The organism is Streptomyces bacillaris, from assembly GCF_003268675.1.
GTDB lineage: Bacteria > Actinomycetota > Actinomycetes > Streptomycetales > Streptomycetaceae > Streptomyces > Streptomyces bacillaris.
This window is the reverse complement of the sequence record NZ_CP029378.1, coordinates 243,848-255,047: the sequence shown is the minus strand read 5'-3', so window position 1 is coordinate 255,047 and position 11,200 is coordinate 243,848. Positions and strand designations below refer to the sequence as shown.

Genomic DNA, 11,200 nt, shown 5'->3' with positions numbered 1-11,200 from the left:
CGTCAGCTGCCTCCCAGCCGGAAGAAGGAGCCCGCGGTCCGCACGAGCACGCACGCGTCCTGCCACAGGGACCAGGTCTCGATGTACCGGTTGTCGAACCGGGCCCGCTCCTCGATCGAGGTGTCACCGCGCAACCCGTTCACCTGCGCGAGCCCCGTGATGCCCACCGGCATCCGGTGCCGGTCCTGGTAGCCGGGGTGCGTACGGCTGAACCGGTCGACGAAGAAGGGACGTTCGGGGCGGGGGCCGACCAGGCTCATATCGCCGCGCAGCACGTTCCACAGCTGCGGCAGCTCGTCCAGCGAGGTGCGGCGCAGCAGCCGGCCGACCCGGCTCATCCGCCCGTCCGAGGCCACGTTCCACCGGGTCGCGGACTCCTGGGCGTCGGCGGGCCGCAGCGTACGGAACTTCAGCAGGACGAACGGACGCCCGTGCCGCCCCACCCGCTCCTGCCGGAAGATGACCCCGGGCCCGTCCGAGACCCGCACGGCCAGCGCGCACACCGCCATCAGCGGGGCGACCAGCACCAGCCCGACCGCCGCGAGCACGGCATCCATCACCCGCTTCGCCGCATGGCCCACGGGCCGGTGCGTGCCGTCCTGGAGCGGATGGGCGGCGAACCCCCACAGATGGTCCGGGCGGCCCCCGGCGGGGCGGGTGGCGACGGCCGTGTCGCCGGTGACCAGCCAGACCCGGCAGCCGTACCCGGTGAGCAGGGCGAACAGGGCCGGACCGTCGGGCGTGGTCTCCGGCGGGGCGGTGAAGACGGCGTGCCGCACACTGTTCTGCACCACGGCCCGCCCCACCTCCTGCGGGGAGACCAGGACCGGCAGCGGAGCACCGTCCGGCCGCGCCGGGACCTCCTCGTCCGGGGCGGGGGAGGGGGCGACCCGGCCGACCGGGCGCAGCCCGTACTCGGGGTGGTCGCACAGCGCGGCCGTCACCTGGCGGGCCACCGTGCCCTGGCCCACGACCAGCGTCGACAGGGGGTGCCGGACCGCCGCCCGGTGCCGGAGCCGGTGCACCACCGCACGGCCGCAGGCGCAGAACACGGTCTGCGCCGCCGCCGCGTACGCGAGGACCGCCCAGCCGAACGCGTGGGCGGGGGCCCAGGCGTCGACGACCTCCATGGTCACGTACCACTGGAGCAGCGCGAGACCGAGGAGCGCGGGGACTTCGGAGAGCACCGAGGGGGAGAGCGCGAGCCGGTAGAGCCCCCGGTACGCGTGGAGCAGCACCTGCGCCACCGCCTGCGTGGCGATCACGGCCCAGGGCGCTCCGGCCGGGGCGCACAGGGCGAAGGTGACGGCCAGCGCGGCCACATCGGCGCCGAGCAGCTGCGCGGCGGGCCCGAGCCGCACGGCGGAGCGCCCGCCGCCCAGCTCCCGGGTGCCGCCGTCGCCTCTTCGCGGCGGATGAACCGTGTGGGCCTGTACGGCTGTTGCCTGGCCGGCGCCGGGAACCGGCGCACTCTCCATCGTCATCGCTCGGTGCGCTTCCTCATCGTGGGGCCGGACAGGGAGACAATTTCCTGGTAGAGACCGGCAACCGCCCCCGCGGTCCGTCGGACGTCGAACGCCGCCCGGGCATGGCGCAGGGCCCGGCGGGACACCGCCTCGCGCAGCTCCGGATCGGTGAGGAGCGCGGTGAGCGAGGCCGCCAGCGCCACGGGGTCCTCGGGCGGTACGAGAAGGTGGTCCTCGTCGCCCGGCGGGACGCTCTCGCGCGCCCCGCCGACCTCGCTCAGCACCACGGGCCGGCCGCAGGCCATGGCCTCCAGCGGGGCCAGCGCCATGCCTTCCCAGCGGGACGGCAGGACGACGACGTCCGCCGCGTGGATCCAGGGCCGTACGTCGGCGCTCGCCCCGGTGAACAGGACACCGGCCGGGGCCGCGCCCTCCAGACCGGCCCGGTCGGGGCCGTCGCCCACCAGGACCAGCCGCGCACCGGGGACGTCGACGCGCCGCCAGGCGTCGAGCAGCACGTCCTGGCCCTTCTGCCGGGTCAGGCGGCCGACGCAGACGACGAGGAGGGCCTCGGGGGCGACGGCGTCGAGTAAGGGCAAGGAGGCCCGGGCCGTGGTGCGGTCGGCCGGTCCGCCGGGACGGAAGCGGTCGAGGTCGATGCCGTTGTGGATCACCGACCAGCGGGCGGCGATGCCCGCCTCCTGCCCGGTGCGCCGCTCGGACTCGCTGACACAGAGGATGTGATCGGCCCACCGCGCCCCGAACCGCTCCCAGCCCAGGGCCAGTTCGGCGGTGCGCCCGGCCACCGCCTCGAAGGACCAGGCGTGCGGCTGGAACACCGTGGGCACCTTGCCCCGGACGGCGATCCGGCCCGCCAGACCGGCCTTGGCGCTGTGCGCGTGCACCACGTGCGGGGCGCAGTCGCGGACGATCCGCCGCGCGGCGGCCACCTCACCGGCCAGCCGCGGGCCCGGCGCCCGGGTGGCGGACCAGCCGCGGACCCGGGCCCCGGCGGCGGCCGCCCCGGCGGCCAGCGGACTCCCGGGCGGGCAGGCCACCACGGGCCGCAGCCCGGCCCCGACCTGGGCCCTGACGAGATCGGTGACGACCCTGGCCACTCCACCGTCCACGGGCTGAACCAAATGAAGGACCGTCAATTGTCTTTCTTCGGCACGACGCATGTGCAGCACGTACGGCTCTCTTCGCTCAATCCGGTGAGTAAAGCCGAAGTGCACTTTGGCAGACATGTGGCGAAATCGTGCGCGTGACTCGCTCATACGACCACGTGAGGATTACGCGCACGATTCCGCTGATCAGGTGGCCCGCGAGGCCGCTCCGCGTGGCCGGGAAGACGTCGGATTCCTGCGGTGAAAGGGCGGCGGGGGAGGGACTTGGCAAGAATTCCCGAGAACGGCGGGGAAATTGCTCCGGTCAGGTGTCACCCTGTTCGCGCACTTCGGGAGAGGCCGGTTGCCGTAGTGGATGGCATCGCCATCCGTTTGACGGTCAGGCAGTTCTATTGTCGGCAAAGGGCTCCGCACGGGTGGCCGGGAACCGTACGTCCTCGGTGCGGGCGACGACCTCCACCTCGTCCCCCAGGGCCCATTCGGCCACCCGGGACGCCATGGCCGCCGGAACGGCCTCGCTGATTCCCGGCGCGGCGGGAATGTCGTACGTGGCGTGGGCGTCGTGCGGCAGCACCACCCGGTACCCCAGCTCCAGCGCCCGGCGGGCGGTCGCGAGGACGCACATCTCCGACATCACCCCGCACACCGCGAGCGAACCGACCCCGGCGGCCGTCAGTTCGTCCGCCAGTGAGGTTCCCTCGAAGCCGTCGTCCTCGCTCTTGCGGATCACCTTCTCCGCCGGGCCACCGTGCACCGGAAGGTGCAACTCCCAGCCGGGGGTGTGCGGCTCGTCCGGCTCCCCGGCCGGTCCGTCGTTCTGCAGATGGACGACGAGCGCCCCGGCCGCCCGGGCCCGGCGGACCAGGCCGCCCACCCGGTCCAGCAGCCGGGGCGCGTCGGGCACCGGGTGGTCGCCCGCCACGAAGGCCGACTGGAGGTCCACCACGATCAGAGCCTGTACGGGGGCGGGGAGGGGGTTCATACGGGGTCCGGCCTTTCGTGGTGGTCCGTGGTGCTCCAGCAGGGGGCTCCTGGTGTGCCGTTCATCCTTTCAGCCGGGGGCGGGGCTCCGGGGGCCGCCCGGTGGTCCCGGCCGCGAGGGGGGAGAGGGAGACGGCGGTGGGCCCCGGGAGGCATCCCCGGGCCCACCGCCCGCCGGGCCCGGGTCACCCCGTGCGGTCGACCAGGAACGGGATCAGGGTGAGCAGGTCACCCCGCGCGCCCTCGGCGAGATCCACCCCGTCCAGACAGGCGCTGGCGGCCCGCAGATGGTCCCGGGCCTCGGTGACCGTGGCCCGGCGCCCGCCCGCCTCGTCGACGAGCCCGGCCGCCCGGTGCAGCCCCGCCTCGTCGAGCGGGCCCGGCCCGGTGAGTACGGCCTCCAGCCGCTGGGCCGCCGGGTGGTCGGAGGCGAGGGCCGCCAGGACCGGAAAGGTCTTCTTGAGCCGGCGCAGATCGCTGTGGACCGGCTTCCCCGTGAGCTGCGGATCGCCCCAGATGCCCAGCAGGTCGTCCACCGCCTGGAACGCCACCCCCAGATGCCGCCCCGCCCGGTCCAGCGCGTCGGCCGTCGCCGCCGGAGCCCCGGCCAGCACCGCGCCCAGGGCGGCCGAGCAGCCGAGCAGGGAGCCGGTCTTCTGCGCGGCCATCGCGCGGTACTCGTGCGGCAGGACCGCCTCGGGCCCCGTCCACGGCCGGGACTCGAAGAGCAGGTCCTGCGCCTGACCGTGCACCAGATCGCCCAGCGCCCCCGACAGCCGCCGCACCGCCGCCGGGCCGGTGGGCGCGGGGACCTCCGTCAGGGTCCGGACGGCCAGGGCGAAGAGCGCGTCCCCCGCCAGGACCGCGGGCCCGGTGCCGTACGCCTTCCACACCGTCGGGCGGCGGCGCCGGGTCTCGTCGCCGTCCATGATGTCGTCGTGGATGAGGGAGAAGGTGTGGACCAGCTCGACGGCGACCGCCCCGGTGACCCCGTCGAGGCCGCTGCCCCCGGCGGCCTCGGCCCCCAGCACGGCGAGCGCCTGGCGGACCCCCTTGCCCTGCGAACCGGGGACCGGGGAGCCGTCGACCCCGCTCCACCCCAGCGAGAAGGCGGCGGTCTCGGCGTGCCAGGGGTGGAGCCGGCGCACCGACTCGACCAGGGCGGGCCGGACGAGCTCACGGCACCGGTCGAGTATCTCGGGGGCGGCCGCCTGACGGGTCGTGGACAACGTCATCGGACCGGGGCCTCCTCGCGGGCGGCGGAGGAGGCGGGAGCGGGGAACCCTGAGGTGTCGGGTGAGCCGGAGGCGGCCGGGGCGGGGCCGCCGTCCCCGTCGTCCCCCGCGCGCTCCACCCCCAGCTCCGTGTACGCCCTCTCCACCATCTCCCGGGCGTTGAGCAGCCCGATCCGGCTGAGCCTGCCGCGCAGTTCGTCCAGGTCGGCGGCGGTGGCCGCGCGGTCCCGGCCGAGCCGGGCCCGTGCCTTGACCAGGCCGAGGGCCGCCAGCGCCTCGCCCCGGGGCTCGGTCATCGCGCGGAACTCCCCGAGCGCCTGCTCGTAGACCTCGCGGGCCTCCTCGTACTGCCCGGCGCGGAAGAGGACGTTGGCCCGCATCTTGTGGTTGTAGGCGAGTGCGCTGGAGAGCTTCATCTCCCGGCAGGTGACCTCGGCCTCGGAGAGCAGGGCGAGTGCGCGTTCGGTCCCGCCGTCCCGGAGGGAAACGATGTCAGCGATGCCGCGCAGGGCCCAGGCCCGGCCCCGCCGGTCGTCCGCGCCGCCCGCGAGCGCTGCCGCCTCCTCGAACATGGCCAGGGCCGAGTCGAGCCGGCCGGTGTTGCGGTGGATCTGCGCGATCCCCTCCAGCGCCCACACCGTATGGCGTGCCTCGCCCCGGGCGCGGGCCTCGGAGAGAAGCTGCTCGTGCAGGGTGGCGACGGTCTCGTAGTCGCCCTGGATGCGCCCGGTCTCGGCCAGTCCGGCGAGCGAGTAGCCGCGCGCCACCACGTCCCCGCCCTGCTTGCCCAGCTCGGCGGCGAGCCCCAGCAGCCGGAACGCGAGGCGCAGCGAACCCCGTTGACGCGCCAGCGTGCCCCCGCTCCACAGCGCCCAGGCCATCGCCCCGGTCGCCCCGGCCGAGCGCGCGGCCCGGTAGCTGGCCTTCCACGCCCGGTCCGCCTCCTCCACCTGGCCCAGCCGACGGTGTGACTCGGCCACGGCGAGCCCGGTCCGGGCCACCTCCTCCTGGGAGCCGGACAGCTCGGCCTGTTTCAGATGCCGTACGCCTTCGGCCAGGACATCGGTGAGGGAGGCGTTCACCGACATCTTGGTGAGCGCGCCCTGGTACTCGGGCGCCAGTGCCTTGGTCTGCATGGGTGCCTTCCGCGCGGTGGCCGGGCTGCCGGTGGCCGCTATGCCCCATGTTTATACATGGAGTGTATAGTCGGCCGGTTCTCCGGGCCCGGTACAGGTGGGGGCGGACGCCACCCTGCCTGGGGCGGCGAACCGTTCTGTCAGTGATCAAGACGGCGGCGGGGCGCCTGGGGTTGCTCGCACCGCGCAGAACGTTCCCGGAACCTTCCCGGCACGTTCCATCGGTGTTCCGGCCGTGGCCGGGGACCCGGAACTGTCAGCGGACGCCCGGCGGTTCGTGCAGGCCGAAGGGGGAGCCCTGGTCGTCGCGGCAGAGCCGGAACCGCCCGAACCGCGCGGCCGACTCGTCGTCCTCGCCGGGGTCACCGCCCTGCACGCTGCCGCCCAGCTCGCGCACCTGCGCCACCGCGGCCGCCATGTCGTCGACCCGGAAGAAGAGGTACGGCCCCGCCCCCGGATCGCCGCCGTGGACGCCGCCCTGTCCGCTGGGCGTCCCGATCGCGTAGCCGCCCTCGCCCGAGGGGCCCGGCTCGAACTGCCAGCCGAACAGCGCGCCGTAGAACGTCCGGGCCTTCTCCGGATCGTCCACCCCGAGTTCGAAGAACGAGATCTCACCGGCCATCGCGGGCACCTGCCGTCCTTCTGCCGTATCCGGTGGGGCGTGTGTGTCCCTTCTTCCACCGTACGGCGGTGGATCGGCCCGCGCAGTGCGCCCCGGGTCCCTACCCCTACCCCTGCCCCTTGCCCGTGCGCCGGAGCCGGTGGCGTACCGCGCGCCGTGCCACCGGGCCCAGCTCGTCCAGGACGGCCGCCAGCTCGGCGAGCTGCTCCAGGGCGTCGAACGCCAGCACCGCGCCCTCCGGGTCGACCCCCTCGTACAGCTCCAGGCCGACGAACGACCCGGCCACCGCACGTGCGAGCCCCACCGGATCGGTGAACTCGCCCAGCGGGGAGCCCGCCAGGACGCGTACGAGCACCTTCTCGATCTCGGCGGTCCACAGGTCGAGCCCGGCCGCGGTGGCGGGCGCCAGCCGGGGCTGGGTCTGGGCGCCGGCCAGGAGCTGCGCGAGGAACGCGACCTGGCCGCCCGCCCGCTCCTGCTCGTGCAACTCCCGGCCACACATCACCAGTTCGGCGAGGGTGGTGACGGCGGCGAGCCGGTCGCGGTGGAGGGCCACGCGCTGCTCGGCGCCGTACCGGCAGGCCGCCGCGAGCAGCTCGTCGACGGAGCCGAAGTGGTAGAAGACCAGCGCCTGGTTGACCCCGGCGGCCGCCGCCACCGAGCGGGCGGAGGTCTTGGCGATGCCCTGCTCGGCGAGCGTGCGCAGGGCGCCCTCCAGGAGCTTGACCCGGGTGTCCGCCCCGGTCGGCTTCTTCGTATCGGGAGTGGTCCCGGCTCCGTCGCCGCTCATGCCCGGGCCTCCTCGCGTACGGGGCGGAGCCCGGCGCGTACACCGTGGCGCAGCGCGTCCACGTAACGGGCGCGGAACGTTCCCTCGTAGCCGAAGAGCGGCCCGAAGTGCCGGTTCACCACCCGGACCCGGATGCGGAAGCGCCCCGTCGCGTCGTCGAAGGACTCGCGCACCTCGGCCTCGCCGCCGATCAGCTCCGGGACCCGCAGGTCGAAGGGGCCCTCGCGGAAGCGGTGTTCCCCCGAGCGGATCAGCAGCGAGCCGTCGGGCTCGGCGGAGAGCCGCAGGTCGGTGGCGAGGTGCTGGTGGGTGCCGAGGTAGTCGAGGACGCAGGACCGCTCGGGGCTGTGCACCATCGTGGCGTCGAAGCGGCGCGGCCCGCGGGGGAGCGCGAACGTGCGGACGAAGGTCACGGTCTCGCGGCCGTACGCATCGACGTACGGGATGTTCTCGATGGTGAACGGCACATCGCGGCCGGTCCGGGGCACCAGGATGTTCCGGGTGGCGCCGAGCGCGAGGAACGGCTTCACGAAGGCGCGGCCGTGCCAGATCCGGTCCATGGAGCCGCGCCCGATGCACGCCTCCCCGCTCTCCAGGCCGACCGAGAAGCGCCGTCGCAGCTGGGGGTGGAGCCGGTCGAAGTCGTCGCCCATCGCGCGGCGGAAGATCGAGGTCACGGGCGCTCCAGTCGGGTGAGGAGGGAAGGGGGTGCGGCGGCCGTCCGGCCGGGCGGTCTGCGCAGACAGCGGCGGGCGGCCGGGGTGACGGGCAGCGGCGGCAGGAGCAGCGCGGCGAGCGCGGCCGGGAGGACGGCGGCCGGACCGATCGGCAGGGCGGCCACCACCAGCGCCACGCGCGCCAGCGCCTCGGAGAGGGCGTACGCGAGGGAGCGCGCCGGGGTGATGCCGCGCTCGCACCAGAGCCGCAGCCGGTCGAAGGACCAGGCGGTGGCCCACCCCATCAGGGGCCGGAACACCAGGCGGTCCGCGAGCGCCCCGAAGCGGCCCCACCGGGTCCGGTAGTCGTACCCGGTGAGAAAGCGGATGCCGTCGGGCGTGGGTACGTAACGCCAGTAGCCGCTGCCCTCGGCGAGCAGGGAGAGCCGCTGCGGGGAGGCGAAGCGCAGGGCGGAGACCCGCTCGCCGTCCGCCCGGTGCCGCTCACCCGCGTTGGTGCCGGTCCCCGCCACGGTGACGAAGGGCAGCACCCGGGTCGCGTACCGGAACCGCTGCCCCTCCCCGGGGCCGCCCGGGAGCGGGCTGATCTCGGTGAACCGCAGGTCCCACCGCTGGTGGAGCGCGGGCTCCTGGGTCCGCTCCCACAGCAGCTCCGGATCGGTGCGGATCAGCGCCTCTATGTACAGCCCCATGCCTGCCCCCGATGGCCACGATGGGTTGAGCGAGTGCTCAACCGCTTGGTGACCGGGACGCTACCAGGTGGTTGAGCACTCGCTCAACCACCCCCCGGACGGGCGAACAGGAGGAGCGGCGAACCCCCGGCCACGCTGGAATGGGCGGGTGACGGCACCCCCGGACGACTGCCTCGCACGCAACGAGTGGATCTGCGGCGCCTACCTCTCCAGCCGCCGGGAGATCCTCTGGGACGCTGCCCTCCAGCACGTCCAGCTCACCGTGCTCGCCGTGCTCATCGGGCTCGCTCTCGCCGTCCCGCTCGCCCTCGCCGCCCGCCGCTGGCGCTGGGCCGCCGGTCCGGTGCTGGGGCTGACGACGGTCCTCTACACCATCCCGTCGCTGGCCATGTTCTCGCTGCTGCTGCCCCTGTACGGACTCTCCGCCGCGCTCGTCGTCGCCGGGCTCGTCCTCTACTCACTGACCCTGCTGGTCCGCAACATCCTCGCCGGGCTCCGGGCCGTCCCCGAGGAGACCCGGCAGGCCGCGCGGGGCATGGGGTACGGACCGCTGCGGCTGCTCCTCGCCGTGGAGTTCCCGCTCGCGCTCCCCGCCGCCATGGCCGGACTGCGGATCGCCACCGTCTCGGCCGTCTCGCTCGTCACCGTGGGCGCGATCGTCGGCTACGGAGGGCTCGGCAACCTCATCTACTCCGGCATGAACACCTACTTCAAGGCCCAGGTGCTCACCGCCTCCGTGCTCTGCGTCGTCATCGCCGTCGCCGCCGACCTGCTCCTCCTGGGAGCGCAGCGGCTGCTGACCCCCTGGACACGGAGGCAGGCATGAACACGCTCTCCGAGACCTGGTCCTGGCTCACCACCGCCACCCACTGGTCGGGCCCCGACGGGATCTGGAGCCGGCTCGGCGAACACCTCTTCCTCACCGTCGTCTGCCTGCTCATCAGCTGCCTGATCGCCCTGCCCGTGGCCCTCGTCCTCGGCCATCTCGGCAAGGGCGGCGCGCTCGCCGTCAACCTCTCCAACATCGGCCGGGCCGTCCCCACCTTCGCCGTCCTCGTCCTGCTGCTGCTCACCCCCATCGGCACGTACGGCCAGTGGTCGACGATCATCGCCCTCGTCCTCTTCGCCGTACCGCCGCTGCTCACCAACGCGTACGTCGGGATGCGTGAGGTGGACCGCGATGTCGTGCGGGCCGCCCGGGGGATGGGCATGACCGGGCGCCAGCTGCTGTGGAGCGTGGAGCTGCCGCTCGCCCTGCCGCTGATCCTCACCGGTGTCCGGATCGCCGCCGTGCAACTGGTCGCCACCGCCACCCTCGCCGCCCTGGCCGGGGGCGGTGGGCTCGGCCGGATCATCACCGCGGGGTTCAACCTCGCCTCCACCCCGCAGGTGGTGGCCGGGGCGATCCTGGTCGCGGTCTTCGCCCTGCTCGTCGAGAGCCTCTTCGAGGCGGGGCAGCGGCTGGCACCCCGCCGGGGCAGGGAGGCCGTATGACCCCGAGTCGCGCCTTGCCCCCGGGCCGCGCCTTCGCCCGGCGGGCGGTCGCCGGGCTCGTCCTCCTGACCGCCACCGCCTGTGCCACGGGCCCCAGCCTGGAGAACCAGGGCGAGGTCACCGCGCCGCCCGGCGACAGCAGGGAACTGACCATCGGCTCGGCCGGATTCACCGAGAGCGACCTGCTGGCCCAGCTGTACGCCCTGCTCCTGGAGCACGCCGGATACTCGGCCGACATCATCTCCGTGACCAACCGGGAGATCTACGAACCCGCCCTGGAGAGCGGCCAGATCGATGTCGTACCGGAGTACGCGGCGACCTTCGCCGACTGGCTGAACGCCAAGGTCAACGGCGCCGACGCCACCCCCGTCGGATCGCCCGACCTCGCCGCCACCATGAAGGCGCTCCGGGCGCTCGCCGCCCCGCGCGGGCTCACCGTGCTCGACCCCGGCCGGGCCGTCGACCAGAACGCCTTCGCCGTCGCCGCCTCCTACGCGAAGAAGCACGGCCTCAAGACACTGAGCGACCTCGGCGCGGCGAAGCTCCCGGTGCGCCTCGCGGCGGGCGACGAATGCGTACAACGCCCTTACTGCGCACCCGGGTTGCGGAAGACGTACGGCATCGACATCGTCGCCGTCGACCCCAAGGGCGTCGGCACCACCCAGGCCAAGCAGGCCGTCCAGAACGGCCAGGACCAGTTGGTGCTGACCACCACGACCGATGCCACGCTCGACCAGTTCGGGCTGGTGCTGCTGGCGGACGACAAGAAGCTCCAGAACGCGGACTACGTCGTCCCCGTCGTCAACCGGGCCCGCGCCGGGAGCGACCGGGTGCGCGACGCCCTCGGCCGGCTCAACACCGTCCTGACCACGGCCGACCTGGCGTCCATGAACCAACAGGTCGACAGCTGGCGCAGGCTGCCCGAGGACGTCGCGCGAAACTACCTGGAGTCGAAGAAGCTCATCCCGGAGGAGTGAGCA

The 11,200-nt window shown here is 74.0% G+C and carries 12 protein-coding genes; 3 read left to right on the top strand and 9 right to left on the bottom strand.

Going from position 1 to position 11,200, the window contains the following annotated elements:
• Positions 1–2 precede the first annotated feature (2 nt).
• The 9 genes from DJ476_RS01130 to DJ476_RS01090 all read right to left on the bottom strand — a co-directional run bounded on the left by DJ476_RS01130 (position 3) and on the right by DJ476_RS01090 (position 8,726).
• The gene (locus tag DJ476_RS01130; protein ID WP_103421839.1) at positions 3–1,484 is read right to left on the bottom strand and encodes a sugar transferase; all 1,482 of its coding nucleotides are present in this window, start codon (positions 1,482–1,484) and stop codon (positions 3–5) included.
• Positions 1,481–2,647, bottom strand: a complete 1,167-nt coding sequence (locus DJ476_RS01125; RefSeq protein ID WP_167480417.1) for a glycosyltransferase — start codon at positions 2,645–2,647, stop codon at positions 1,481–1,483. The genes DJ476_RS01130 and DJ476_RS01125 overlap by 4 nt, the downstream gene beginning before the upstream one ends.
• A 325-nt stretch (positions 2,648–2,972) precedes the next feature.
• Positions 2,973–3,575, bottom strand: a complete 603-nt coding sequence (locus tag DJ476_RS01120) for a cysteine hydrolase family protein (RefSeq protein WP_112489568.1) — start codon at positions 3,573–3,575, stop codon at positions 2,973–2,975.
• Positions 3,576–3,759: 184 nt separating this feature from the next.
• The gene (locus tag DJ476_RS01115) at positions 3,760–4,809 is read right to left on the bottom strand and encodes a polyprenyl synthetase family protein (RefSeq protein WP_112489567.1); all 1,050 of its coding nucleotides are present in this window, start codon (positions 4,807–4,809) and stop codon (positions 3,760–3,762) included.
• Positions 4,806–5,945, bottom strand: a complete 1,140-nt coding sequence (locus tag DJ476_RS01110) for a tetratricopeptide repeat protein (protein ID WP_112489566.1) — start codon at positions 5,943–5,945, stop codon at positions 4,806–4,808. The genes DJ476_RS01115 and DJ476_RS01110 overlap by 4 nt, the downstream gene beginning before the upstream one ends.
• A 256-nt stretch (positions 5,946–6,201) precedes the next feature.
• Positions 6,202–6,567, bottom strand: a complete 366-nt coding sequence (locus DJ476_RS01105) for a VOC family protein (RefSeq protein WP_103420091.1) — start codon at positions 6,565–6,567, stop codon at positions 6,202–6,204.
• 106 nt (positions 6,568–6,673) lie between these two features.
• On the bottom strand, positions 6,674–7,357 hold the full coding sequence (locus DJ476_RS01100; protein ID WP_112489565.1) for a TetR/AcrR family transcriptional regulator: 684 nt from the start codon (positions 7,355–7,357) through the stop codon (positions 6,674–6,676).
• Positions 7,354–8,034 carry a DUF4166 domain-containing protein gene (locus DJ476_RS01095; RefSeq protein WP_053558067.1) on the bottom strand — a complete coding sequence of 227 codons (681 nt, stop codon included), beginning with the start codon at positions 8,032–8,034 and terminating at the stop codon, positions 7,354–7,356. Before DJ476_RS01095 ends, DJ476_RS01100 begins: the two co-directional genes overlap by 4 nt.
• Complete coding sequence (locus DJ476_RS01090; protein WP_103420097.1) at positions 8,031–8,726, bottom strand: hypothetical protein; 696 nt, start codon at positions 8,724–8,726, stop codon at positions 8,031–8,033. Before DJ476_RS01090 ends, DJ476_RS01095 begins: the two co-directional genes overlap by 4 nt.
• 148 nt (positions 8,727–8,874) lie before the next feature.
• Here DJ476_RS01090 and DJ476_RS01085 point away from each other — a divergent pair, with 148 nt between their 5' ends.
• Genes DJ476_RS01085 through DJ476_RS01075 form a run of 3 tightly spaced genes read left to right on the top strand, consistent with a single transcriptional unit; the run spans position 8,875 to position 11,197 of the window.
• Entirely contained in the window at positions 8,875–9,552 is a 678-nt protein-coding gene (locus DJ476_RS01085) for an ABC transporter permease (protein ID WP_112489564.1), read from the top strand.
• On the top strand, positions 9,549–10,220 hold the full coding sequence (locus tag DJ476_RS01080) for an ABC transporter permease (protein WP_070200274.1): 672 nt from the start codon (positions 9,549–9,551) through the stop codon (positions 10,218–10,220). The genes DJ476_RS01085 and DJ476_RS01080 overlap by 4 nt, the downstream gene beginning before the upstream one ends.
• On the top strand, positions 10,217–11,197 hold the full coding sequence (locus tag DJ476_RS01075) for an ABC transporter substrate-binding protein (RefSeq protein ID WP_112489563.1): 981 nt from the start codon (positions 10,217–10,219) through the stop codon (positions 11,195–11,197). The genes DJ476_RS01080 and DJ476_RS01075 overlap by 4 nt, the downstream gene beginning before the upstream one ends.
• The last annotated feature ends 3 nt before the right edge of the window (positions 11,198–11,200 follow it).